Origin of the sequence: Streptomyces sp. NPDC046215 (assembly GCF_040646215.1) — a bacterium.
Taxonomy (GTDB): Bacteria; Actinomycetota; Actinomycetes; order Streptomycetales; family Streptomycetaceae; genus Streptomyces; species Streptomyces stramineus.
In genome coordinates, this window is sequence record NZ_JBEYZW010000056.1 from 21,455 (window position 1) to 46,937 (window position 25,483).

Consider the following 25,483-nt stretch of genomic DNA (forward strand, 5'->3'; position numbering starts at 1 on the left):
GGTTCTTCCCTCCCGTGCAATCCCCCTGTTGCGGGGATCAGACTGCCAAATGGGATGGCCGGTGTGGAAGTCAGGTCTGGGTTGGGTGAGTGCTGTGTGATGTTCATGTGTCGGGTGATCACTCCGGGGACTCGGCTGGTCGTGGGGGTGGGCGGGGGTCCGGGGCGGGGGTGCGGGGCGCGGTCCGCCGCTTGCGGCACCGCATAGGCTGTGCCGCACGGGGTGTTCTCGGCCATGGGGACACCGTCCGGCCGGGCCGTCCCGTGGCACGGCCGGGGGTCTGGTGGTTCGCGGCGTTCGCCGCATATGTCCGGGCCGCCAGGGGACACAGCCAGCAGGGGGCATCCGCCATGACGACAGGTCGGCTCGGGCAGCAGGCCGCGCCACCGAACACGGCCTACGCCGGGCAGGTCGTGTTTTTTCCGGATCCGGTGCGGTCCGGCCGCTATCCCAAGGGTGTGCGGGTGGACGAGGACGGTTTCCCGGATTTCTCGCCGTACGCGCGGGCCGCCGCCGAGATCGCGGAGCCGCCGGAGGGGTTCGGCGTCGACGAGCTGCGGCTGACGGACTACGTGTCGGCGAACGCCGCCCTGCACGCGGAGGGGCACGAGCTGTGGTCGTCCCTGCCGCCGGTGGCGACGCCGCACGGCTGGACGTGGCACCACGTGGCGGGCACGCGCCGGCTGGAGCTGGTGCCGGTCGAGGTGAAGGCGCTGCTGCGGCACCACGGTGGGCTGGCGACGGCCGCCGTGGACCAGGACAAGCGGGGCACGCGGCCGTTGCAGGAGACCCGGCCGGTGCACTTCGCGCTGCCGCAGCGGGATCTTGCGGTGACCGAGGAGCAGGTGCAGGGCGTCGAGGAGGATCTCGGGTACCGCCTGCCGGGTGCTTACCGGGCGTTTTTGAAGGCGGCGGGCGGCTGTGCCCCGGTGGGCGCGGCGCTGGACGCGGAGCTGGGTCTGCTGGTGGACCAGCCGTTCTTCACCGTCCGGGACGAGTCCGCGGTCAATGACCTCGTGTATGTGAACAAGTGTCTGCGTGACCACTTCACCAAGGACTATCTGGGTGTCGGTTTCGTGCAGGGCGGTGTGCTCGCGGTCAAGGTGAAGGGCGAGGCGATCGGGTCGGTGTGGTTCTGCCCGTACGACGACGCCCGGGACCAGGACGGCTGGACGGTGCAGGAGCGGGTGGAGCGGCTGCTGCTGCCTTGTGGTGAGGACTTCGACGTGTTTCTCTCGCGGCTGGCCGGCGGCCCGCCGGAGCTGGAGACCGTCGCGAACCTGATGGTCGACGGTGGCTTCGCGTACGCCGTCCCGGTGGAGGGGTGAGCGCGGGATGGTGACGTTCGCGCAAGCGCAGGAGCGCGGGGAGCGCTGGGCCAATGCCGAGGTTCCGGCGTATCAGCACCGGGAGGTCCGGGTGCGGGAGTTCGACCTGGGCTTCGTGGTCTGGGCCGAGGACCGGGCGGAAGGCCCGACGTCGGACGGTGGCCAGGTGCGTCTGGTGATCGCCCGGGACAGCGGGGAGACCACGCTGTGGCCGGGGCTGCCGGTGGGTGAGGTGATCCGGCGGTACGAAGAGGAGTACGGGGTCGTGGACGAGTCGGTGCCGGTGGCGGACACGCCGCCGAAGCGGCTGGACCTGGAGGCGACGTCGTTCCTGCTGAGTCCGCCGCAGTGGCTGCAGGACGCGGCGGACGCGATCGGGATCCCGGACCGGCGGTCGGGCGCGGGCTCCTCGCCGGCTCCGGCGCCGGCCCCGGTGCCCGTTCCGCCGCCGCCGGCACCGGTGGCGGCGGCCCCTGAGGTTGCTTCCGCAACGGACGAGCCGGTCGCCGCCGCGGCGGTGGACGAGCCGGCGGGTGAGCCCGCCTGGGCCGACGCGAACGTGGCGGAGGCCGCGGAGGACCGGTCCGTCGGTCTGCCCGCGACGGTCCTCGCGCCCGCGCTGTCGGGTACGGACGAGGACGACACCCCGCCGGCGGGCAGCCGGCCGGACGCGAAGACGGCTCTGATGGCGACGGGCAGCGCGCTGCCGCCCACGGCGATCGCTCCGGCGATCGAGGACCCGAACGCGGGGGCCTCTGGTGTTTCGCAGGGGGCTGCCGGAGTGCATGGTCAGTCGCAGGCGCCGGGCGCTCCGGTGCCGCCCGGTCCTCCTGGCGCGCCGGGGATGCCGGGTGCGCCCGGTGCGCCCGGTGCCCCTGGCGGGCCTGCCGCCGGGGCGGGCCGGCCGGGTGCCGGTGGCCCGGTGCCGCCGGGCCCTCCCGGGGTTCCTGGTGCTTCCGGTGCTTCCGGTCCTTCTGGTCCTTCTGGTCAGCCGGGTGCCGGTGGTCCTGGGCAGGTCGGCGAGCCGGGTGCGTCCGGGGTGGGCCGGCCGGGTGCCGGCCCGGTGCCGCCCGGGCCTCCTGGTGCCCCGGGTCAGCCCGCTGCTCCTGTGCACCACGCCGCGACGATGCTGGCGAGCCCGGGGACGCCGGGCATGCCGGGTGCCCCCGCGGCTCCCGGTCAGCCGCACCTGCCGGGCGCTCCCGGCGCCCCGGCCGGCCGGCCGGGTGCGGGCGGCCCCGTGCCTCCGGGTCCCCCCGGCGCTCCGGGACAGCCCGCCGCGGGCGGTCCCGTACCGCCCGGGCCTCCCGGTGCCCCGGGTCAGCCCGCTGCTCCTGTGCACCACGCCGCGACGATGCTGGCGGGTCCGGGGACACCGGGCATGCCGGGTGCGCCCGGTGCCCCCGGTCAGCCCCCCGCCGCCCCCGGGCAGGGTCCCGGCGGTGTGCACCACGCCGCGACGATGCTGGCGGGTCCGGGGACGCCGGGGATGCCGGGTGCGCCCGGTCAGCCGCACCTGCCGGGTGCCCCTGGTCCGGCCCCCGTCCCGCAGGCTCCCGCGTACGGCTATCCGCAGGCGCCCTCCGGGCTGCCGACCGTCGGGCCCGGCTACATGGCCGTCCTGCGCTACCGCGCGCCCGACGGTTCGGAGCAGCAGCTGATCCGGCGCAGCGCGCCGGGCACGCCGCACCCCGAGTGGCAGATCCTGCACGAGCTGCGGGCGATGAACGTGCCGCCGCAGCAGGTGCTGGAGCTGCACACGGAGCTGGAGTCGTGTGACCTGCCGGGTGGCTACTGTGCGCGGATGGTGCGGGAGACGTGGCCGCAGGTGCGGATCAGCCACACGGCCGCGTACGGGCGGGACCATGTGACCCGTCAGCAGGGTGTGCGTCACCTGGTGGAGCACCAGGGCGAGTTGCACCAGGTCGCGGACGGTCCGGCGCGGCCTGCGCCCAACCGGGTGCCGTTGCCGCATCCGTCGCAGGTGCAGGTGGCGCCGCCGGTGGGTCCGGATGTGATCGGGCGTGAGCTGGCGGAGTCGTTCGGTCCGCAGGGTGTGTTCCGGTTCGAGCAGCGTGCGGTGTCGCGGCAGGGTGTGCCGGACGTGGTGGCGCAGACGCTGGTGTGGGCCGGTGTGCCGGTGGACTTCGGTCCGTTCTTCTGGGGTCAGGCGCAGCCGGGTCGTCCGGTGCCGACGCTGGGTGAGCTGGCGGCGGAGCGCGGTGTGCGGGCGGCGCCGGACGCGGGTTCGTATCTGGTGATGGGCAGTGATTACGGCCGTCAGCTGTGTGTGCAGTACGGGACGGCGCACATCGTGGCGGTGCCGTTGGAGGCGGGGCCGGACGGTGGTCCCGTTCCGCCGCAGTTCGTCAACACGAGCCTGCCTCAGTTCGTTCGCTCTTTGGCGCTGCTCGGCAAGATGTGGCGCTGGCGCTACGGTCTGACGCCGGAGCAGGCCGGGCGCTGGACGGTGGATTTCCAGCAGCAGTTGGCGGCGTTGGACCCGGCTGCGACGGCGTCGGCGGAGAACTGGTGGGCCGTGCTGGTGGAGCAGATGTGGGACGGTCTGTTCTAAGGGCCGGCTGATGTGTTGAGGGCGCAGGGCGTTCGACCCTTGGTGAGGGGTTGGGCGCCCTGTGTCGTCGGTTGGCGCATTCTTGACAGAAGAAGCGGGCGGAGTGTCGCGTTATGGGCATTTCCGTCGTCCAGGAATGATGTGCGCCGGACCGCGTCACATACCGGGTATCCGGGCTATAAGGGGCTTCAAGGATGAGTGCATCGGTATCTCCAGACGGTTTGGCTGTCGTCCGGGGCCGTGGTTACCGGCCTGATCAGGTGGAGCGCGCCCTCGTCGAGTTCGCGCGCCGGCGGGATGCGGCGTGGGAGCGGGCGGCCCGGCTGACGGTGCTGGAGCGGGAGATGGAGGACGAGCTCGCCCGGCTGGGGCAGCTGGTCGGGCAGCTTCCGCCGCAGACGTACGAGTCGCTGGGGCACCGGGCCCAGGGGCTGCTGTTCACCGCCCAGGCGGAGGCCGCGGGGCTGCGGGAGCGGGCGGACGCGGCGGCCGGCGAGGCGCGGGAGGCCGCGGAGGCGCACGGGCGGGCGGTGCGGGAGGCCGCGCACGAGTGGGCGGTGGCGGTCCGGGGCGAGGCGGACGAGTGGGCGCGGCGGGCGACGCTGGCCGCGGAGTCCTTCGCCGACGAGGTGCGGGCCGAGGCGCGCCGGGAGGCCAAGGCGCGGCGCGAGGACGCGCAGGCGGCGCTGGTGGAGATGCGCGAGCGCACGGCGGCCGCCCTGGCGGAGCAGGAGCAGGAGCACGCGGAGCGCTGGGAGGCGGCGGGCCGTGAGATCGCCGAGCGCGAGGGCGCGCTGGAGCTGCGGATCGCGGCGATGGAGGAGTACGCGCGCAACGCCCTGGCCGAGGCGCAGCGCCGGGTGGCGGAGGCGGAGGAGGCGGCTCGGCACGGTCAGGAGGACGCCGAGGCGCAGGGGGCCGCGCTGATCGCGCACGCGCGGGTGCGGGAGGAGCGGATCACGCGGGACACGGAGCGGGTGCTGCGGGAGCACGACGAGCGCCGCGAGGAGCTGCGGGCGCACATGGCGCACGTGCGGCACAGCCTGGCGGCGCTGACGGGAAAGCCGGTCGCGGAGGACGCGGGCGCGGGCGAGCTGTGAGGGGTGCGGTCCCGCCTGTGGGGGCGGGACCGCGGGTGTCGGCGGTCTGTCAGGTCGCGGGGGTGCTCTTGGGCTTGACGCCGGCGGGCGTACCGGTGGGCTTGTCCGCGGGCTTGGTGGTTTCCGGCTGGGGGCCGGTGACGTTGAGTTGCAGGAGAAGGGTCGTTCCGTTGGCGGTGACGATCCGGAGGGCGTAGCCGCCGGTGTGCTCGTCGGCGTACAGGGTCGGCAGGGTGACGTTGCCTTCCTTGTCGGTGGTGCCCAGATCGAGGGTGCGGACCGGCTTGCCGTCCTTGCCCTTGAAGTAGGGGCCGGCCTTGACGTCGGTCTTGCCGTCGGGGCTGGTCACGGTGGCGGTGACGGTGGTGCCTGAGACGGACTTGCCGTTGCCGCTGGCCTTGAGTTCGACCTTGTCGGTGAAGGCTGTGCCCGCGCCGGTCTGGAGCGGCTTCTCGCTGCCGACGCGGACGAGCTTGTCGACGGTGCCGACCTTGACGGTGGCGTCGAAGTCGGCGGAGGCGCCCTCGCCGGTGCCGCCGACGATCGTGGCGCGGACGACGAACTGTTCCGCCCGGGTGCCCGCGAGGAGCTGGGGCGCGGTGGCGATGCCGTCCTTACCGGTCGTGACAACGGGCTTCTTGTCACGGCCGATGAAGTGGCTCTCGGTGCCTTCGACGCCGACGATCTCGAATCGGACGCGGGTGCCCGCGGTGTGCTTCCCGGCGCTGTCCCAGGCGCGGACGCTGGCCCGCTTCTCGAAGACGTCGACCGTGACGGCCTCGATCGCGCGGTCGCCCATCCGCTCCAGACGGGTCGCGGGGGCAGGCGTCGGCTTCGATCCCTCGTCGCCGCCGGGCTTGTGAGGCGGCTTCGGCTCGGCGGGCGGGGTCGGCTTCGCCGGAGGCACCGGCTTCGACGTGCTCGGCGGCGTGGGCTTCGCCGGCGGGACGGTCTTGGCGGGCGGCGTCGGCTTGGTGTGCGGCGTCCGGCCGGGGCTCGGGCTGGTACCGCCGGGGGCGCTGCCGCCCGGGGTGATGCCGCTGCCGCCGGGGGCGTCCGGCAGCTCGGTGACGTTGCCGCTCTGGTACGTCCGCATCCAGGCGAGGACGGCGTTCACGTACGCGCGGGAGGGGTTGTAGGCGAGGACGGCCTTGTCGAGGTCCCTGGGGTTGTTGAGGTCCCGGTTGTTCGCGCACAGGTAGCGGGCGGTGCCCAGGGAGGCGTCGAAGATGTTGTTGGGGTCCTTGATCCCGTCGCCGTTGCCGTCGGCGCCGAAGCTCTCCCAGGTGGACGGGATGAACTGGGTGGGGCCGACGGCCCGGTCGTACTCGGTGTCGTCGTCCCAGCGGCCGCCGTCGGTGTCTTTGATGACGGCGAACTCGCCGCCGGTCAGGCGGGGGCCGAGGATCTTCTGGTCGGCGAGCCCGTCGGCGTTGAGGTGTCTGCCTTCCATGGTGCCGTGGTGCGACTCGACCTTGCCGATGCCGGCGATGAGCTGCCAGGGGATGTGACAGCCCGGCAGTTCGGCCTGGGTGGTCTGCGCGGCCTTCTGGTAGGCGGCCAGGGCGGTGGCGGGGATGCCGGAGGCGCTGTCCGTGCCCCCCGCGCCCTCGCCGGGCTTGCCGGGGAGCCCGCCCGGTGAGCGCGGCTTGAGGTCGGGCAGGGTCAGGTTCGGCGTGCCGTGGGGCAGGCCCTGGGGGTTGTCGGGTCCGGGCGCGGTGTCGTCGGCGTCAGCGGTGTTGTGCGGCGGGCTGACGCCGACCGCGGCGGTCAGGCTGGCGACGAGCAGAGCCGTGCACAGTCCCTGCCGGGAGACGCTGGCAGCGCGAGTACGAAGTATCTTCACGGTGTCTGCTTCCTAGGGAGACCGGCGGCCGGTGCGAGTGAGGTCGCACGTCACCCCACTCGGCCAAGCCGAACACTAATTCCCTCTGGCCTCCGTTGTCCTGCCGCGGAATCGGCTTCACGGTTTCTTCGCCCCTCGTTCCCCTCTCTCGATCGGCTCTTCGTCCGATTCCTGGCGTTTGTCCCTGCTGGGCGGGAAGTGACGCCGTACCAGGCAGCCCGGGGTCCGTTCCCCTTGCACGCACTCGCGGGAGGACGAGCCGTCCCCGCTCGCCGGACCGCGCGGAGACGCCCGGCCGACCCCGAGACGGGCAGGGGCGCGGGGCCGTTTCCCTTAGGGGGCCTTCCGTACTTTCTCCTGCCCGCCGCGGCCCGCCGGTTGGTACCGCAGCAGGAGGAGCGGGCACGGGCCGCTGCCTAGCCTTTTTACGGGCGGCCGGAGCACGGCGGTGGGGGTAGCACCACCTTCAAGACGCATACAGGCACCATCGTGATCGCCGCCGTGTTCCCGCAGGCTGAGCAGGTAACCGGACACAGGCATAGGAGACCACCGTGACAACGGCTGTATCGATTCCCCGGGCCGGGGGCGGCGAAGGGCACGCGGCCGTCGCGGCGAGGGCCCGCCAGGTGGTCAAGTCCTACGGCTCGGGCGAGACGCGGGTGACCGCTCTCGACCGTGTCGACGTGGACATCGCCCGCGGGCGATTCACCGCCATCATGGGCCCGTCCGGTTCCGGCAAGTCGACCCTCATGCACTGCCTCGCCGGTCTCGACACCGTCACGTCCGGACAGATCTACCTCGACGAGACCGAGATAACCGGCCTCAAGGACAAGAAGCTCACCCGGCTGCGCCGCGACCGCATCGGCTTCATCTTCCAGGCGTTCAACCTGCTGCCGACGCTCAACGCCCTGGAGAACATCACGCTCCCCATGGACATCGCCGGCCGCAAGCCGGACCGGGCGTGGCTGGACCGTGTCGTGGAGACCGTGGGCCTCTCCGGCCGCCTCAAGCACCGGCCCAACCAACTCTCCGGCGGCCAGCAGCAGCGCGTCGCCGTCGCGCGCGCCCTCGCCGCCCGACCCGAGATCATCTTCGGGGACGAGCCGACCGGCAACCTCGACTCCCGCGCCGGCGCCGAGGTGCTGGGCTTCCTGCGCCGCTCGGTGGACGAGCTCGGCCAGACCATCGTCATGGTCACCCACGACCCCGTCGCCGCCTCCTACGCCGACCGGGCGCTGTTCCTGGCCGACGGGCGGATCGTCGACGAGATGCACAGCCCGACCGCCGACGCGGTCCTGGAGCGGATGAAGAACTTCGACGCGCGCGGACGGGTGTCATGACCGTTCTGAGGACCTCCCTGCGCAACTTCGTCGCGCACAAGGGGCGCATGGCGCTCTCCGCCGTCGCCGTCCTGCTGTCCGTGGCGTTCGTGTGCGGCACGCTCGTCTTCACCGACACCATGACCGCCACGTTCGACAAGCTGTTCGCATCCCTCGCCTCCGACGTCAGCGTCAGCGCCCAGAAGAACGACGACGCCCAGCAGACCGGCACCCCGCAGACCGTGCCCGCCTCCCTGAACGACCGGCTCGGCAAGGTCGAGGGCGTCGCCAAGGTCGAGCCCCAGGCCACCAACCAGCAGATCAGCGCCACCGACGCCCGGCACAAGAGCATCGGCCCCGCCTCCGGCGCCCCCACCGTGGGCACCAACTGGGACGAGAGCCAGAAGAAGACCGTCGACATCACCGGCGGCCACGAGCCGCGCGGCCCCACCGAGGTCGCCGTCGACACCGACACCGCCGACAAGCACGGCCTCAAGCTCGGTGACACCCTGCACGTGAGCGCCGCCCCCGGCGACTTCACCGTGCGGATCACCGGCCTCGTCACGTACCGGACCACCAACCCCGGCGCGGCCCTCCTCTACTTCGACACCGCCACCGCGCAGACCAAGCTGCTCGGCACCGCCACCGCCTATACCGGCTACGCCCTGACCGCCGCCGACGGCGTCAGCGACGAACAGCTGAAGAAGAACGTCACCGCGGCCATCGGCACCGACTACACCGTGCACACCGCTGCCGAGAGCAAGGCTGAGAACAAGAAGGACGTCGGCTCGTTCCTCGACGTCATGAAGTACGCGCTGCTCGGCTTCGCCGGTATCGCCCTCCTCGTCGGCATCTTCCTCATCGTCAACACCTTCTCCATGCTGGTCGCCCAGCGCACCCGCGAGATCGGCCTGATGCGGGCCATCGGCTCCAGCCGCAAGCAGGTCAACCGGTCGGTGCTCGTCGAGGCGCTGCTCCTGGGCGTCGTCGGCTCGGTCCTCGGCATCGGCGGTGGCATCGCCCTGGCCGTCGGCCTGATGAAGCTCATGGGCTCCCTGGGCATGGAGCTCGACACCTCCGAGCTGACCGTCAAGGCCACCACACCCGCCGTGGGCCTCGCGATCGGTGTGATCGTCACCGTCCTCGCCGCCTACCTGCCCGCCCGCCGGGCCGGGAAGATCTCCCCCATGGCCGCCCTGCGCGACGCGGGCACCCCCGCCGACGCCAAGGCCGGCAAGGTGCGGGCCGCCGTCGGGCTGCTGCTCACCGCCGCGGGCGCGGCCGCGCTCCTCGCCGGCGGGGCCGCCGGGAAGGCGTCGTCCGGCTCGCTGCTCCTGGCCCTGGGCGTGCTGCTGACCCTGATCGGGTTCGTGGTCGTCGGCCCGCTGCTGGCGTCCGTCGTCGTGCGCGGCCTCAGCTTCGTCGTGCTCCGCCTCTTCGGCCCCGTCGGCCGCCTCGCCGAGCGCAACGCGCTGCGCAACCCGCGGCGCACCGGCGGCACCGCGTCCGCCCTGATGATCGGCCTCGCGCTGGTCGCCGCGCTGTCCGTGGTGGGCTCCTCCATGGTCGCCTCGGCCACCGACCAGCTCGACCGGTCCGTCGGCGCGGACTTCATCCTGGAGGGCGGCAACGCTCCGTTCAGCCCCGCCATGGTCAAGGCCGTCAAGTCCGCCGACCACCTCGCGCACGTCACCGAGAACACCGACGTCAGCGCCAAGATCACCACGCCCGACGGGAAGACCGCCACCGAGCGGCTGACCGCGGCGAGCCCCACGTACGCCCAGGACCTGCGGATCGAGACGGTCCGGGGGGAGCTGGCCGACGCCTACGCCAAGGACGCCATGTCGGTGCCCGAGGGCTGGGCGAAGGACCACGGCGTGAGCCTCGGCGACCGGCTGACCGTCACCATGGTCGACGGCCGCGCGGCCCGGCTCAAGGTCAACGCGATCACCACGGACGACACCACGTTCGACAAGGGCGCGATGTACACCGACATCGCCACCGCCCGGCGCTACCTGCCGGCCGACAAGATGCCGGCGGTCGGCATGATGTTCGCCAAGGCCGAGGACGGCCGGGCGGACGAGGCGGCCGCGTCCCTGAAGGCGGCGCTCACCGCGTACCCGCAGATCGAGGTCCGTGACCAGGCCGACTACAAGGACCTCATCAAGGGCCAGGTCGACCAGCTCCTCAACATGATCTACGGGCTGCTGGCCCTGGCGATCATCGTGGCCGTGCTGGGCGTCGTGAACACCCTCGCCCTGTCGGTCGTCGAGCGGACCCGGGAGATCGGCCTGATGCGGGCCATCGGCCTCTCCCGCCGCCAGATGCGCCGGATGATCCGCCTCGAATCGGTGGTCATCGCCCTCTTCGGCGCCCTGCTGGGCCTGGGCCTGGGCATGGCCTGGGGCGCCACGGCACAGAAGCTGCTCGCCCTGCAGGGCCTGGGGATCCTGGAGATCCCCTGGCCGACGATCACCGCGGTGTTCCTCGGTTCGGCGCTGGTCGGCCTGTTCGCCGCGCTGGTCCCGGCGTTCCGGGCGGGACGGATGAACGTCCTGGACGCCATCGCGACGGACTGACCGAAGCGGTGCGGACGGTGCGGGCGGGGGCTCCGCACCGCCCGCACCGGCCCCGGCCCGGCCGCGCCACGGGGGTGCGCGTCGGGGCCGGGGCCTTTTCCGTTCCGTGTGCGGCCGGGACGTGGCACGGCCGGCTGCGCTCCCGGTGTCGCGGTCCGGCCCGTCCGACCCGCTCGATTGCCGTACGGTGATCGAGCGACCCTTGGGAGGACGTATGACCACGCAGCCGGTTCACGATGGTGGGGCACTCATCCCCAGGCCCGAGAAGACGTTCCCCGCGCTACGGGCCGCACTCGCGCAGGTCGCACCGTCCCGGCTGGCGGAAATGACAACCGAGCGCGACACGGTCTTCACGATGGCCACCCAGGCCAACAGCTTCGGCCCCATCGCCATGTTTCAACTCAAGTGGGCCACCGTGATCGAGGTAGAGCGGTTTCCGGACATCGCCCGACGTCTGCACGGCGCGGAGTACGCCGCACAGACCCTCGAGCGGGAGGACCCGGCGTGGCGGGCGGCCATGGACGAGATCCGGGAGATCATGGACGCCGCCCGTGCGCAGGTCGCCAGTGGGTGACTGGGGCTGGGAATACGACCCGGATGCCCAGCACGTCATCGGGGAGATGCCGGACCTCGCGTTCGTCGCGCTGATGGAAGAACGCGCCGACGAACTGGTTCGGGCGGCGGCCGCCCTCTAACTCGACGGCACCGCCTACCAGGGGAAGTCGCCCGGCTTGCAGGAGGAAGTCCTCCCGAACGGGATGTTCCAGTACCTGACCGTCGTGCGGCAGCAACGCCTCTATATCGTTCAGATCACCCCCTGGCCGCTCTGACGGGCGGGTGTCGAGCCTCTGCGGTGCGGCCGCGATTGTCGGAGGCCCGTCGTAGTGTGGGGTCAGCCCGACCCGTGTCGCCCGCGTCGGGCCGTTCGCGTTGCCCACCCCCGGGACGGAAAGCCTCCATGAGCCTGCACGGTCTGCTCGACGCCGTCGTCAATGATCCGGCGCTCGCCGAAGCGGTGAAGGCCGCGGCCGACGGGAACCGGCCGCACCTCGACCTCGTCGGCCCGCCCGCCGCCCGCCCCTTCGCCATCGCCGCCCTCGCCCGGTCCGCCGGCCGTCCGGTGCTGGCCGTCACTGCCACCGGGCGGGAGGCCGAGGACCTGGCGGCGGCGCTGCGCTCGCTCCTGCCGCCCGACGGCATCGTGGACTACCCCTCCTGGGAGACCCTGCCGCACGAGCGGCTCTCCCCGCGCTCCGACACCGTCGGCCGCCGCCTCGCCGTGCTGCGGCGCCTGGCCCACCCCTCCGCCGACGACCCGGCCGCCGGGCCCGTCAGCGTCGTCGTCGCCCCCGTGCGCTCCGTGCTCCAGCCGCAGGTCAAGGGCCTGGGCGACCTGGAGCCCGTCGCCCTGCGCACCGGGCAGAGCGCCGACCTGGGCGAGGTCACCGAAGCCCTGGCCGCCGCCGCGTACGCCCGGGTGGAACTGGTCGAGAAGCGCGGCGAGTTCGCCGTGCGCGGCGGGATCCTCGATGTGTTCCCGCCCACCGAGGAGCACCCGCTGCGCGTGGAGTTCTGGGGCGACGATGTCGAGGAGATCCGTTACTTCAAGGTCGCCGACCAGCGGTCCCTGGAGGCCGCCGAGCACGGCCTGTGGGCGCCGCCGTGCCGCGAGCTGCTGCTCACCGCCGCCGTCCGGGCCCGCGCGGCCGAGCTCGCCGAGGAGCACCCGGAGCTCGGCGAGCTGCTCGGGAAGATCGCCGAGGGCATCGCGGTGGAGGGCATGGAATCCCTCGCCCCCGCCCTGGTGGACGACATGGAGCTCCTCCTCGACGTCCTGCCGGCCGGCTCGATGGCCGTCGTCTGCGACCCCGAGCGGGTCCGGACCCGCGCCGCGGACCTCGTCGCCACCAGCCAGGAGTTCCTCCAGGCGTCCTGGGCCGCCACCGCGGGCGGCGGCGAGGCGCCCATCGACGTCGACGCGGCCTCCCTGTGGGGCATCGCCGACGTCCGCGACCGGGCTCGCGAGATGGGCATGATGTGGTGGTCCGTCAGCCCCTTCGCCGCGGACGACGAGACGGACGCGGACACCCTCAAGCTCGGCATGCACGCCCCCGAGGTCTACCGCGGCGACACCGCCCGCGCCCTGGCCGACACCAAGGGCTGGCTGGCCGAGGGCTGGCGCACCGTCTACCTCACCGAGGGCCACGGGCCCGCCGCCCGCACCGTCGAGGTGCTCGGCGGCGAGGGCATCGCTGCCCGCCTGGACGCGAGCCTTAAGGACCTCTCCCCGAACCTCGTCCACGTCTCCTGCGGCAGCATCGACAACGGCTTCGTCGACCCCGGCCTGAAGCTCGCCGTCCTCACCGAGACGGACCTCTCCGGGCAGAAGTCCGCGAGCAAGGACCTGGGCCGCATGCCCGTCCGCCGCCGCAAGACCATCGACCCGCTGACCCTCCAGGCCGGCGACTACATCGTCCACGAGCAGCACGGCGTCGGCCGGTACATCGAGATGGTCCAGCGCACCGTGCAGGGCGCCACCCGCGAGTACCTCCTCGTGGAGTACGCGCCGGCCAAGCGCGGCCAGCCCGGCGACCGGCTGTACATCCCCACCGACCAGCTGGAGCAGGTCACCAAGTACGTCGGCGGGGAGGCGCCCACCCTGCACCGGCTGGGCGGCGCGGACTGGACGAAGACCAAGGCGCGGGCGAAGAAGGCCGTCAAGGAGATCGCCGCCGACCTGATCAAGCTGTACTCGGCGCGGATGGCCGCACCCGGTCACACCTTCGCCCCCGACACCCCCTGGCAGCGGGAGCTGGAGGACGCCTTCCCCTACGCGGAGACCCCCGACCAGCTCACCACCATCGCCGAGGTCAAGGAGGACATGGAGAAATCCGTCCCCATGGACCGCCTCATCTGCGGCGACGTCGGCTACGGCAAGACGGAGATCGCGGTCCGCGCGGCGTTCAAGGCGGTCCAGGACGGCAAGCAGGTCGCCGTGCTCGTGCCCACCACGCTGCTGGTGCAGCAGCACTTCGGCACGTTCTCCGAGCGGTACGCCCAGTTCCCCGTCGTGGTGAAGGCGCTGTCGCGCTTCCAGAGCGACTCCGAGGCCAAGGCGGTCCTGGAGGGGCTCCGCGAGGGCTCCGTCGACATCGTCATCGGCACCCACCGGCTCTTCTCGTCCGAGACGAAGTTCAAGGACCTGGGCCTGGTCATCGTGGACGAGGAGCAGCGCTTCGGCGTCGAGCACAAGGAGCAGCTGAAGAAGCTCCGCGCCAACGTCGACGTGCTCACCATGTCGGCCACGCCCATCCCCCGCACCCTCGAGATGGCGGTCACCGGCATCCGGGAGATGTCGACGATCACCACCCCGCCGGAGGAGCGCCACCCGGTGCTGACCTTCGTCGGCCCCTACGACCAGAAGCAGATCGGCGCCGCCGTCCGGCGGGAGCTGCTGCGCGAGGGCCAGGTCTTCTACATCCACAACCGGGTGGAGTCCATCGACCGGGCGGCGGCGCGGCTGCGCGAGATCGTGCCGGAGGCGCGGATCCGGACGGCGCACGGGCAGATGGGCGAGAGCGCGCTGGAGCAGGTCGTCGTCGACTTCTGGGAGAAGAAGTTCGACGTGCTGGTCTCCACGACGATCGTGGAGTCCGGCATCGACATCTCCAACGCCAACACCCTGATCGTCGAGCGCGGTGACAACTTCGGCCTCTCGCAGCTGCACCAGCTGCGCGGCCGGGTGGGGCGCAGCCGCGAGCGGGGTTACGCCTATTTCCTCTACCCGCCGGAGAAGCCGCTCACCGAGACCGCCCACGAGCGGCTGGCCACCATCGCCCAGCACACGGAGATGGGCGCGGGCATGTACGTGGCGATGAAGGACCTGGAGATCCGCGGCGCGGGCAATCTGCTCGGCGGCGAGCAGTCCGGGCACATCGCGGGCGTCGGTTTCGACCTCTACATCCGGATGGTCGGCGAGGCCGTGGCCGACTACCGGGCGGCCATGGACGGCGGCGCGGAGGAAGAGGCGCCGCTGGAGGTGAAGATCGAGCTGCCGGTCGACGCGCACGTCCCGCACGACTACGCGCCGGGTGAGCGGCTGCGGCTGCAGGCGTACCGGTCGATCGCCTCGGCGAACAGCGAGGAGGACATCCGGGCCGTCCGCGAGGAGCTCACCGACCGGTACGGCAAGCTGCCGGAGCCGGTGGAGAACCTGCTGCTGGTCGCGGGGCTGCGGATGCTGGCCCGGGCGTGCGGCGTCGCCGACATCACCTTGCAGGGCTCGAACGTGCGCTTCGGCCCGGTGGAACTGCGGGAGTCGCAGGAGCTGCGGCTGATGCGCCTGTACCCGCGCACGGTCCTCAAGCCGGCCACCCGGCAGATCCTGGTGCCGCGCCCGACGACGGCCCGGGTCGGCGGAAAGCCGGTGATGGGCCGGGAGCTGCTGGCGTGGACGGGCGAGTTCCTGACGACGGTGCTGGGCTCTTAGCGTCCGCCGCCGGACGGGCGGGGCGGCGGGGCGCCCGGGGGCACAAGGGGCGCAAGAGGCACGGAGGTGGGCGGGGTGGCTCGGCAGGGCTGGTGACGCCGGTGCCGGTGTGGCGGTGCCGGCGTGTCGGCGCCGGGTGGCGGTGGGCGCGTGGTGGGTGCTTGGTGGCGGGCGGGCGGGCTCTGGCCGTGGGCGCGGGGTGCGGTGAGGAACCGGTTCGGCGGACGGGGCTCCGCCGCCCCGCTCCGGCCTTGCCCGGTGGCCGGCGCGTGATGCGGCGGGGGCACCCGGTGCGGTTCCGCTGGGTTCGGGTCCGGGGTCCCGCTCGGTTCGGGTCCGGTCCGGGCCGTGCCCGGCCGGTTCAGTCTCGGGCGGGGGTGACGCGTTCGAGCACGGTGTAGCCGCCGTCGCTGCCGAGGAAGGCGTACGAGCTGCCGGGGTGCTGTTGCTCGGCTTCGGTGACGAGGTCCTCGGCGGACCGGCCGTCGGTGCCGCTGCGGGCCACGAAGTCCGGGGCGATGCCACGGGTGTCACCCAGCCAGAAGACCCGGCAGCGGGCGGTGAGACGGCTCACGGGCCCCACGTCGGACTCGACGGTGGCATTGTCGGGGATGCGCTCCAGGAGTGCCTCGGCGGCCCGGACGTGGGCCGGCACCCGGTAGGTGGCGGTCTCGGTGAGGCCGTAGAGGGGCAGGGAGGCGGTCAGCGCGAGAGCGGCCGCGAGCGCTGCCCCCGGCATGTGGTGCGCGTAGGAGCGCAGCCAGGGGCGGCGGCTCTCCCGCGCGCCGGCTATCGCGTCGGTGAGGGCGATGAAGACGACGGGCATGAGGACGGCGCTGTAGTGCCAGTCGGTGCCCCAGTAGTGCTCGTCATGGGAGAGGAACCGCCAGCCCAGGGTGGGCAGGGCGACGATCAGCAGGGGTGAGCGCAGGGCCAGCAGACCGGTGGTGGGCAGCAGCACCCACAGCAGGGTGCGGGCCGCGGTGTCGAGCGGAACGGTGGGGGCGGAGCCGTCGTCGCCGCTGAGCTTGGTCCAGTAGTCGTAGCTACCTCCGTGGTTGAAGCCCGGGATGACGATGCCGAAGGTGAGGGCCGCGGCGATCAGGCCGAAGGCTATGAGCCCGAAGCCGGCGGCCGCCGCGCCGGGCCGCTTGCCGGTGCGGCCCCGCCGCAGCAGGATCAGCGCGCCGACGGCGGCGACCGTAACCCCCAGGTCCTCCTTGACGAGGACGAGCGGTACGGCCCACCACACCGCGGCCCGCCACTGGCCGCGCACCACCGCCTCCAGGGAGAAGGCGAGCAGCGGCATGGCGAAGGCGATCTCGTGGAAGTCGAAGTCGACCGCGCGCTGGACCCCCCACGACAGCCCGTAGGCGACCCCGATGGCCAGCCCCCGCTTCCGGCCCAGCAGCCCGGCGGCGAGCCGGGTGACGGGTATCGCGGACAAGGCGAACAGCGCGGCCTGGGCGACGAGCAGGGTCACGGGCGAGGGGAAGGCCCGGTAGAAGGGGGCGAGGAGGGCGGTGACCGGGCTGAAGTGATCCCCGAGGATGTTGGTGCCGGGGCCCTTGAGGTCGGCGACGGGCGCCTGGAGACGGGCGTAGCCCCGGATGGCCTGCTCGAAGATGCCCAGGTCCCAGGACATGGTCAGCATCCGGCGGTGCCGGCACACCGACAGCGCGGTGTAGAGGAGAAAGAGGACGCCCGCCAGGAGGTACGGGTCGAGGCGTGGAGCCCGGAGGGTGGGGCGCGGGCTTTCTTCGGCGGGTGCCGCCCCGGCCGCGCGCAGCCCCGGCGCCGGGCTGGTGGTGGCTGCGGCCGAGTCCATGGGGGAGTCCTTCGCTCGGGACCTGGGGGTGACTGTCGGAAAAGATACGCGGGGCCCGTAGGCGCCTTTGGCCCCCTGGGGAAAGACGAGCCGCCGGGCGGACCGGTTCACCTCGGTTCGGCCCCTCTTGTCAGCCCGTCTCTTGTCAGCCCGTCTTCTTCCAGACCGCGCATCCGTTGGTCTTGAAGTAGGCGTCCTCGGCGGTGACGGTCACGATGCCGCTGCCCGAGACGTTCTCGTTCGCCTCGATGGAATCCACCTCGTGCAGGGCGTCCTTGCTGCGCTCCCAGTAACACCCGGTCTTGTTCCCCTCGGCCTTGTAGGTGCCGGGGGCTATGTCGACACCGACGCGGTACATGCCGTTGCCGGGGACCTCGCTCTTCGGGGTGCCGCTCTTCTCGCCGGACACCAGGGTCCAGCTCTTGCAGCCGCGGGTCTTGAAGATCTTGTCGCCCGTGCCGATGGTCACGTAGCTGGAGCCCACGACGTTGTCGTTGGCGAGGATCGAATCGACGTCGCCCTTGGAGTCCTTGCTGCGCTCCCAGTAGCACCCGAGCTTGTTGCCCTCGGAGTGGTAGGTGCCGGGCTTGATGTCGGAGCCCACCTGGTAGGTGCCGTTGCCGGAGAGGCCGGACTTCTTCTTCCCTTCCTTTCCCTTGCCGTCCCCCTTGTCCTTCTCCGCGCCTTCTCCGGCGCCCTTCCCGCCCGTGTCCGTGCTGTTCCCCGTGTCCGCGTCGGCGGCCCGGGCGGTGGCGGGCTTGTCCTCTTCGCCGCCGCCGGACACGGCGCCGCCGATGGCGACGACCGCGACGACCGCGCCGACCCCGGTGAGGACCTTGTGGCGCGCGAACCAATTCCGCTGCTTCGGCTGGTGAGCGTGGTGAGACATGGCTGACACCTTTCGGCGTGAGGAAGTTCGTGAACCGATGGATCAATGACAACAGACCGTGTGAACCGAGTCAACCATGTTCACGAGATTGGGTGAGTTCACGCTGTGAAGGGGTTTGCTCGAACCTCGCGGGTATGCTCGGCACACAGCGAGTGACGGACGAGAGGGAGGGGAGCCCGGTGCCCGACAGCGCAGCGGAAGTGACCGCGGCCGGGATCGCCCGGCTGGCCGGAGTGGGTCGCGCGGCGGTCAGCAACTGGCGCCGGCGCCACCCCGATTTCCCCCAGCCCGTCGGCGGCACCGAGACCAGCCCGACCTTCGCCCTCGGCGACGTCGAGACATGGCTGCGCCACCAGGGCAAGCTCGACGAGGTGCCGCTGCGAGAGCGGGTCTGGCAGCAGCTCACCGGCCACCCCGCGGGCGCCCCGGCCGCGCTGCGCCACGCGGGTTCGGTGCTCCTCCTCGTCCGCGACCGGCCCACGACCTGGCTGGAGCTGGCCGCGCTCACCGACCTCAAGCTGGCCGAGGAACTGCCCCCGGCCCTGGACTCCGTGCTCACCGCCCGGCTCGGGGAGGGCCACCCCGTCGCCCTCCCGACCCCCGCCGAGCTGGCCGTCGCCTCCGCCCTCCTGCGCGGCGCCGCCGAACTCGCCGCCGCGCGCGGCGCGGGCCCGGTCTACGAATTCCTCCTGGGCCGCCACCTCGACGCCAACCCCCGGCAGTACACCCTCACCCCGCCGGGCCCGGCCGAGCTGATGGCCGCCCTGGCCCGGGGTGCTGCGGGCGGGCAGCGGCCCCGCACCGTCCTCGACCCCGCCTGCGGCACCGGCAGCCTGCTCCACGCCGCCGCCACCGCCGGTCCCGCGCCCGCCCCCGCGCTCCACGCCCAGGAGAGCGACGCCGACCTCGCCGCGCTCACCGCCCTGCGCCTCGCCCTCCAGACCGATTCCCAGGTGCGGGTGCGCGCGGGCGACAGCCTGCGCGCCGACGCCTTCACGGACACCGCCGCCGACGCGGTGCTGTGCCACCCCCCGTTCAACGAACGCAACTGGGGCCACGAGGAATTGGCCTACGACCCCCGCTGGGAGTACGGCTTCCCCGCCCGCACCGAATCCGAGCTCGCCTGGGTCCAGCACGCCCTCGCCCGGCTGCGCGACGGCGGCACCGCCGTCCTGCTGATGCCCCCGGCCGCGGCCTCCCGCCGCTCCGGCCGCCGCATCCGGGCGGACCTGCTGCGCCACGGCGCCCTGCGCGCGGTCGTCGCCCTCCCCGCCGGTGCCGCGCCGCCCTACGGCATCCCGCTGCACCTATGGATCCTGCGCCGGCCCTGCGCCCAGCCCTCGCCCACCCCGCACGTCCTGCTCGTCGACACCGCCGACCTCGCCCCTGCGGGCCGCGACAAGCTCCCGTGGCAGACGGTGCAGGGCGCGGTCCTCGACGCCTGGGAGGGCTTCGACCGGCACGGCACGGTCGAGGAGAAGCCGGGCCGGTGCCGCTCCCTGCCCGTCATCGACCTTCTCGACGACGATGTGGACCTCGCGCCCGCCCGCCACCTCCCCCCGCCCGCCGCCGGCGGCGGCACGGCCGAGCTCGCCGACGTCCACGACCGGCTCACCGTCGCCCTGCGGCGGACGGGCGAGCTCGCCCCCGTCCCGCCCGCCGACACCGCCGCGCCCGGCCGCTGGCCCACCACCACCGTCGGTGAACTCGCCCGCGCCGGCGCCCTCGTGCTCCGCGCCGGCGGCCCCGGCGCCGCACCCGGCACCGGCGCCCCCACCCCACCCGTCCTGACCGACTACGACGTGAAGGCCGGCGGCGCGCCGTCCGGCACCCTCCCCGAAGGAGCGGCCGAGGAGCCCGTCCTCGTCGAGGAAGGCGATGTCGTCGTGCCCGTCCTGGGTGACGGCACCGCGGCCCGCGTCATCGACGGTGCGACCGCCGGCGCCGCCCTCGGCCGGGGCCTGTTCCTCCTGCGGCCCGACCCGGCCGCGCTCGACCCCTGGTTCCTCGCCGGCTTCCTGCGCGGCACCGCCAACCAGCGCCAGGCCAGCAGCTACGCCTCCACCGCCACCCGCCTCGACGTCCGCCGCCTCCAGGTACCCCGGCTGCCCCTCGCCGACCAGCGGCGCTACGGAGCCCACTTCCGCAACCTGGCCGCCTTCGAGGAGGCCCTGCGCCTGACCGAACGGCTCGGCGAGCGCCTCATACAGGGGCTCTACGACGGGCTGACCGACGGCAGCGTCCGCCCGGAGTGATGCCGGACGGGGCCCGCATCGCATGGTGACGGTTTGCTGCGGGGGCTGCGCCGGGGTGATGACGGTTGCCGTGGGACCTGCGCTGGGCGGTGACCGCCATCGCGGCGCCCGTGCCGGGTAGGGGCGGCCGCCGCGGTGCCCGTATCGGGTAGTGACCGCCGCCGCCGCGCCCGTGCCGGGCAGTGACGGTCGTCGGAGTGATCCGTTACACCGCCTCATTCGTACAACTGCGCCAGTGTCGCCCGAGTCGATAGATAGGCTCAGGAACAACCCGCACTCCAGGAGCAGCAATGAACGGCCCCGGCCTCGCACCGCCGCAGCCCCACCGCACCGGTAGACCGATGGTCCTCACCATCCGGGTGATCGTCATCGTCCTCACCGTCGCTTCGGCCTGCCTCCTGTGCTGGGTGCCGGCGCTGCGCCTGGCGATCATGCGCCGACGGGCCCAGGACTGGGCGCTGTTCTGGGTGACGCTCGTGGCCTCCTTCGTCTGCCTCTCGACGTTCCGCCGCTCTCTCACGGGTACCGCCTGGAGCGACGTGGGCCTGGCCGTCCTGCTCCTCATGGGTGCCGCGACCCTGACGCACTACCTCCGCTTCGACATCCGCCACCACCGCGCCTCCGGCGCCCGGCAGCCGCTCGCCTCCACCCCCATCTCCAACAACACCCCCATCTCCCACACCACTCCGGCTCCCGCCTACCCGGCTCCCGCCTTCCCGGTCACGCCGGCCACCGACCCGCAGCACGCCTACCTCCGGCCGCAGCCGCGTACACAGCCGCCGCCCCGCCCGTACGGTGGGACGCCGGACCCGGGCCTGCACCAGGAGCTGACGCAGCCCCAGCAGGCGCCGCTTTCCCCGCCCATGTCCCCTCACATGCCCCCGCACATAGCCCCGCGGTCCGACGCGGCCCGCGACCGGCAGACGCCGCCGCCCCGGCCGGCCCCCGCCCGCCGGAGCACGTCCCGGGCCCGGCACGCCCGCCCGTACCCCTCGCCGGAGCAGGCCGAGGCCATGACGGTGGATCAGGCGCCCCCGATACCTCGGGCCCCGGGCCCGCACCAGCCCCCGCCGCCCGGGCACCCGCAGCTCCAGCCGCGCCCCGGCCGCCCCCAGCGCATCGACCAGGTGCGCGCGGAGCTCGACGAGCTCAGCGACCTCCTGCGCCGTGAGCCCCGGGGCAGCGGGGAGCACGACCGGTGAACGGCCGCGTCATCGCCGGCCGCTACGAGCTGGCCACGGTCATCGGCCAGGGCGGCATGGGCCAGGTGTGGACGGCCTACGACCAGCGCCTGGACCGCCGGGTGGCCGTGAAGCTGCTGCGCCCCGATCGGATGGCGGGCACCGAGGGCGCCGACGAGATGCGCCGGCGCTTCGTGCGCGAGTGCCGGGTCACCGCCCAGGTCGACCACCACGGCCTGGTCACCGTGCACGACGCCGGCAGCGACGGCGACGAGCTCTACCTCGTCATGCAGTACGTCGAGGGCGCCGACCTTGCCGACCACCTGGCCGAGCACGAGCCCTACCCCTGGCCCTGGGCCGTCTCGGTGGCTGCTCAGCTCTGCTCGGTGCTCTCCGCCGTGCACGCCGTGCCGATCGTCCACCGCGACCTCAAGCCCCGGAACGTCATGGTCCGCCCCGACGGCTCCGTCCTCGTCCTGGACCTCGGCGTCGCCGCCGTGCTCGACAGCGACACCACCCGCCTCACCCGCACCGGTTCGCCCATCGGCAGCCCCGCCTACATGGCCCCCGAGCAGGCCATGGGTGGCGCGGTCGGCCCGTACACCGATCTGTACGCCCTGGGCGTCCTGCTGCACGAACTCCTCTGCGGCGAGGTGCCGTTCGCCGGGTCGACGGCCCTGGGCGTGCTCCACCGTCACCTCTACGAGCCGCCCGTCCCCGTCCGCCGGCTCCGCCCCGAGGTGCCCCCGGCGCTCGAGGAGCTCGTCCTGCGCCTGCTCGCCAAGGACCCGCTGCACCGGCTGGCCGGCGCCCAGGAGGCGTACGAGGCCCTCGCGCCCCTGCTGCCCCTGCCCGACCGGTCCACCCCCACCGCCTTGGGGCCCATGAACCCCACCCGCCCCTTCCTGCTGCCGCACGCCCCCTGGCCCGACCGCTCGACCGCGGCCGCCCACCCCGTGCCCCCGGCCGCCACAGCGCTCGTCGGGCCCCCGCCGCCGGCCCCCAGCGGCCCGGATGTCGCCGAGGCCGTCGAAGAGGTCAAGCGCCTCCTCGATCAAGGCGGCATCACCCAGGCCGTGGATCTCCTCGGCTCCATCCTCCCGGCCGCAGCGGCCGAGCACGGCGAGCGGTCCGCGGTCGTCCGCACCCTGCGCAAGCAGTACGCGGCCACCCTCATGGACGACGGCCAGTACCGGCGCGCGCTCCCCGAACTGCGCCGCCTCGCCGACGAGTACACCGCCGAGAGCGGCCCGCACGCCGCCCGCCAGGTGCTCCGCTGCCAGTACGACGCCGCCCAGTGCCTGGAGCAGCTGGGCGAGGCGGTCGCCGCGCTCAGCGAGTACCGCGCCCTCCTCCCCTATTTCGAGGGCTACCCCGACGACCCCACGACCCCCCTCGAAGTCCGCCGCCGCATAGGCCACTTGCTGCTCTCGCTCGGCGACCGGCAAGCGGCCCACGAGACGCTCGTCGCCCTCCTCCACGACGCCGAGCGGCTGCACGGCCCGCACCATCCCCTGCCCGCCGAGATCCGGCACACCCTCCAATGGCTGGGGCAGGTGCGGGCCTGACCGCCGGCGCGGGACAGCCGCGCACGCAGCCGACGCGCGAATCGTTGGTCGAATCGGTGGCCCGGATCACAGTGACTCCCTAACATCGAGGGACCGTCGCACGATCTTTGCCGGGAGGCTTCATGATCCGCCGAAGGACCGCGCTCTCCGTCTGTGCCGTCGCGCTGCTCGCCGCGGCCCCGGCCCTCACCGCCTGCGGCGCCACCGCGCACCCGGGTGCCGCGGCCGTCGTGGGCAACGACCGGATCACCGTCTCCCAGCTCCAGGGCCAGGTGAAGCAGGTGCGGGAGGCGCAGCGGTCCTCCCCGCAGGGCCCCCAGCTGGTGGCGAACAGCGCGCGGCTGGGCCAGGACACCCTGGTGCGGCTCATCCAGTACCGGATCGTGGAGAAGGCCGCGAAGGACAACGGCGTCGAGATCAGCCGCCGGGAGCTGCAGGAGCAGCGCGTCCGGGCCGAGCGGGCCACCGGCGGCGCCGAGGCGCTGCAAGGCAGGTACCTCGCGCTCGGCATCGCGCCCGACCAGATGGACCGGGCCCTGACCATGGACCTCACCCGCGCCAAGCTCGACAGGAAGTTCGGGGCCGCCCAGGCGGTCGGGATCCTGATGCGCACCTCCAACGCCCTCCACGTCGACGTCAACCCCCGCTACGGCACCTGGGACGCCGAGCGGGGCACCGCGCAGCCCCGGCAGGAGCCCTGGCTGCGGCCCGTCACCTCGTCCGGCGGTCAGGGCCTGGCCTGAGCCGCCGCGCAGGCGGTCACATAACCTCGACAGTGTGAACGACACCGCACCGGGCCGCATCGTCCTGCTCACCACCAGCCACCGGGTCGCCCCGGGCCTGCTGTCCTGGCCCGCCTGGCAGGCGCTCCGCGGCGCCGACCGGGTACTGTGCGCCGACCCCGGCCACCCGCAGCTGCCGTATCTGGGGGAGGCCGGGATCGAGGTCGAGCACGGCTTCGCCACCGCCCGCGAGCTGGTCGACTTCTGCACGGAGGGCGGCCGCGCCGCCGTCGTCCTCACCTCCGCCGAGGGCGAGTCGGCCCTCACCGACGGGCTGGCCCGTCTCGCGGGCTCCGGCCGCGAGACGATGCCCGCCCTGGAGCTGCTGCCCGGCTCCTACGACCTGCCCGGCGCCCGGCTGCTCGATCTCGTCCAGGTGATGGACCGGATCCGCCTCGCCTGCCCGTGGACGGGCATCCGCACCCACGAGGACCTGGCGAAGTACGCCCTGGAGGAGATGTACGAGCTCCTGGAGGCCATCGAGACCGGTGACCGGGAGGCGCTGCGCGAGGAGCTCGGTGACGTGCTGCTCCAGGTCGTCTTCCACGCCCGGATCGCGCAGGACGACCCGGACGAGCCGTTCTCGGTCGACGACGTGGCGGGCGTGATCGTCGACAAGCTCATCCACCGTCACCCGCACGTCTTCGGTGACGAGTCCGCCGAGACGCCCGAGGACGTCAAGGCGCACTGGATGCGGACGAAGGCGGAGGAGAAGGGCCGGGAGTCGGTCACCGAGGGGGTGCCGCTGGGTCAGCCGGCGCTCGCCCTCGCCGCGAAGCTGGCGTCCCGGGTCCGTGCGGAGGCCATCGACGTCGCCCTCCCGGCCGGGGACGGCGTCGGCTACGAGCTGCTCGCCCTGGCGGCCCGGGCCGAGGCGGAGGGCACCGACCCCGAGACCGCCCTGCGCGCCGCGGCCCGCACCTTCCGCGACGCGATCCGCGCCGCGGAGAGCGCCCGGGGCGCGCGGGACTGACGGGGAGCCGACGGAGGGGGACGTCCGGCCACCGCGTCGGGCCGCCCCGCCGACCACCGCGTCCGGCCATCGTGTCGGGACATCGCGCCCGGCCGCCCCCGCCGTCCACCGGACACCCGTTCGGCGTATACGCAGACTTGTCCGGGCGACCTCCGGGTACCCGAGTTGCATGCGCATCGACCACACAGTTCTCGCCGCCCCCCACTGGGTCGGCGGTGTCGCCCCGTTCATCGTCGGCCTCTTCGTCGTCATCCTGCTGATCGCCGCCGTGGCCAAGGGCATGCGGAAGCGGGACCAGGAGCCACCGCCGCCCAGCCAGCCCCAGCGGCGGTCGGGCGCCTGGCAGACGCGGGAGGAGCACGACGCCGGGCCGCACTCCCCGGACCACGGCCCCGGCCACCAGGACGACGAGAGCGCGGTCGGCTACGTCACCGAGCACCGCGAAGCGGACGAGATGCACCCCGAGGCCGAAGGGGAGCGGGTGCTGCCCCACGAGGTGAAGAACCCGGGCAGCCACCCCGAGGAGCTCTCCGACGAGCGCAAGAAGTGGAACCCCGGGAGCAGCGGCGGCTTCGGCAGCGGCGGCGGTGGCCACACGTGATCGGCTCCGCCTAGGGTTCTGCGGCGGTGAGCGCCCTGCGGGCGCGTCCTCAAGCGCCGGACGGGCTGGAAAGCCCCGCCCGGGGGTGTGGGCGCAGCACAACATCCCCGGCGGGGGTGTGGGAGGCGGGCACGCCCCCCCACCCGGCCGACCACCCCCCCCCCCCGAGG

17 protein-coding genes are annotated in these 25,483 nt (G+C 73.3%); 14 read left to right on the plus strand and 3 right to left on the minus strand.

What is annotated here, in order from left to right; genetic code table 11:
* The first annotated feature begins 350 nt into the window (after positions 1-350).
* The 3 genes from ABZ951_RS22865 to ABZ951_RS22875 all read left to right on the plus strand — a co-directional run bounded on the left by ABZ951_RS22865 (position 351) and on the right by ABZ951_RS22875 (position 5,003).
* Entirely contained in the window at positions 351-1,328 is a 978-nt protein-coding gene (locus tag ABZ951_RS22865; RefSeq protein ID WP_344086231.1) for an HNH endonuclease, read from the plus strand.
* Between the two features lie 7 nt (positions 1,329-1,335).
* Entirely contained in the window at positions 1,336-3,903 is a 2,568-nt protein-coding gene (locus ABZ951_RS22870; RefSeq protein ID WP_344086228.1) for an SUKH-4 family immunity protein, read from the plus strand.
* Positions 3,904-4,163: 260 nt separating this feature from the next.
* On the plus strand, positions 4,164-5,003 hold the full coding sequence (locus tag ABZ951_RS22875; RefSeq protein WP_361280561.1) for a cellulose-binding protein: 840 nt from the start codon (positions 4,164-4,166) through the stop codon (positions 5,001-5,003).
* Positions 5,004-5,052: 49 nt separating this feature from the next.
* On the opposite strand, the gene ABZ951_RS22880 is transcribed toward ABZ951_RS22875, so the two are convergent.
* Positions 5,053-6,849 (minus strand): lytic transglycosylase domain-containing protein, encoded by a 1,797-nt coding sequence (locus tag ABZ951_RS22880; RefSeq protein ID WP_344086222.1) that lies wholly within the window; start codon positions 6,847-6,849, stop codon positions 5,053-5,055.
* Positions 6,850-7,400: 551 nt separating this feature from the next.
* Between ABZ951_RS22880 and ABZ951_RS22885 the strand changes: the two genes are divergently transcribed.
* The 5 genes from ABZ951_RS22885 to mfd all read left to right on the plus strand — a co-directional run bounded on the left by ABZ951_RS22885 (position 7,401) and on the right by mfd (position 15,236).
* Complete coding sequence (locus ABZ951_RS22885) at positions 7,401-8,189, plus strand: ABC transporter ATP-binding protein (protein ID WP_344086219.1); 789 nt, start codon at positions 7,401-7,403, stop codon at positions 8,187-8,189.
* Positions 8,186-10,747: an FtsX-like permease family protein gene (locus ABZ951_RS22890; protein ID WP_344086216.1), complete on the plus strand. Its 2,562-nt coding sequence runs from the start codon at positions 8,186-8,188 to the stop codon at positions 10,745-10,747. Before ABZ951_RS22885 ends, ABZ951_RS22890 begins: the two co-directional genes overlap by 4 nt.
* A gap of 214 nt (positions 10,748-10,961) precedes the next feature.
* On the plus strand, positions 10,962-11,321 hold the full coding sequence (locus ABZ951_RS22895; RefSeq protein WP_344086213.1) for a hypothetical protein: 360 nt from the start codon (positions 10,962-10,964) through the stop codon (positions 11,319-11,321).
* Positions 11,299-11,442: a hypothetical protein gene (locus tag ABZ951_RS22900; RefSeq protein WP_344086210.1), complete on the plus strand. Its 144-nt coding sequence runs from the start codon at positions 11,299-11,301 to the stop codon at positions 11,440-11,442. Before ABZ951_RS22895 ends, ABZ951_RS22900 begins: the two co-directional genes overlap by 23 nt.
* 263 nt (positions 11,443-11,705) lie before the next feature.
* On the plus strand, positions 11,706-15,236 hold the full coding sequence (gene mfd, locus ABZ951_RS22905) for a transcription-repair coupling factor (protein WP_344086207.1): 3,531 nt from the start codon (positions 11,706-11,708) through the stop codon (positions 15,234-15,236).
* Between the two features lie 361 nt (positions 15,237-15,597).
* On the opposite strand, the gene ABZ951_RS22910 is transcribed toward mfd, so the two are convergent.
* Both ABZ951_RS22910 and ABZ951_RS22915 read right to left on the minus strand, forming a co-directional pair.
* Positions 15,598-17,064, minus strand: coding sequence for a DUF2079 domain-containing protein (locus ABZ951_RS22910; RefSeq protein ID WP_344086204.1), 1,467 nt, complete (start codon positions 17,062-17,064; stop codon positions 15,598-15,600).
* Positions 17,065-17,209: 145 nt separating this feature from the next.
* Positions 17,210-17,953, minus strand: a complete 744-nt coding sequence (locus ABZ951_RS22915; protein WP_344086201.1) for a hypothetical protein — start codon at positions 17,951-17,953, stop codon at positions 17,210-17,212.
* A gap of 179 nt (positions 17,954-18,132) precedes the next feature.
* Here ABZ951_RS22915 and ABZ951_RS22920 point away from each other — a divergent pair, with 179 nt between their 5' ends.
* From ABZ951_RS22920 to ABZ951_RS22945, 6 genes are all read left to right on the plus strand, one after another.
* Entirely contained in the window at positions 18,133-20,208 is a 2,076-nt protein-coding gene (locus tag ABZ951_RS22920) for an N-6 DNA methylase (protein ID WP_361280565.1), read from the plus strand.
* Positions 20,209-20,498: 290 nt separating this feature from the next.
* Entirely contained in the window at positions 20,499-21,410 is a 912-nt protein-coding gene (locus ABZ951_RS22925) for a hypothetical protein (RefSeq protein WP_344086196.1), read from the plus strand.
* Positions 21,407-22,957 carry a serine/threonine-protein kinase gene (locus tag ABZ951_RS22930; RefSeq protein ID WP_344086193.1) on the plus strand — a complete coding sequence of 517 codons (1,551 nt, stop codon included), beginning with the start codon at positions 21,407-21,409 and terminating at the stop codon, positions 22,955-22,957. Before ABZ951_RS22925 ends, ABZ951_RS22930 begins: the two co-directional genes overlap by 4 nt.
* 122 nt (positions 22,958-23,079) lie before the next feature.
* Positions 23,080-23,700 (plus strand): SurA N-terminal domain-containing protein, encoded by a 621-nt coding sequence (locus ABZ951_RS22935; RefSeq protein ID WP_344086190.1) that lies wholly within the window; start codon positions 23,080-23,082, stop codon positions 23,698-23,700.
* Between the two features lie 34 nt (positions 23,701-23,734).
* The gene (locus ABZ951_RS22940; RefSeq protein ID WP_344086187.1) at positions 23,735-24,712 is read left to right on the plus strand and encodes a nucleoside triphosphate pyrophosphohydrolase; all 978 of its coding nucleotides are present in this window, start codon (positions 23,735-23,737) and stop codon (positions 24,710-24,712) included.
* 169 nt (positions 24,713-24,881) lie between these two features.
* Entirely contained in the window at positions 24,882-25,313 is a 432-nt protein-coding gene (locus ABZ951_RS22945; protein ID WP_344086184.1) for a DUF6479 family protein, read from the plus strand.
* Positions 25,314-25,483 lie beyond the last annotated feature (170 nt).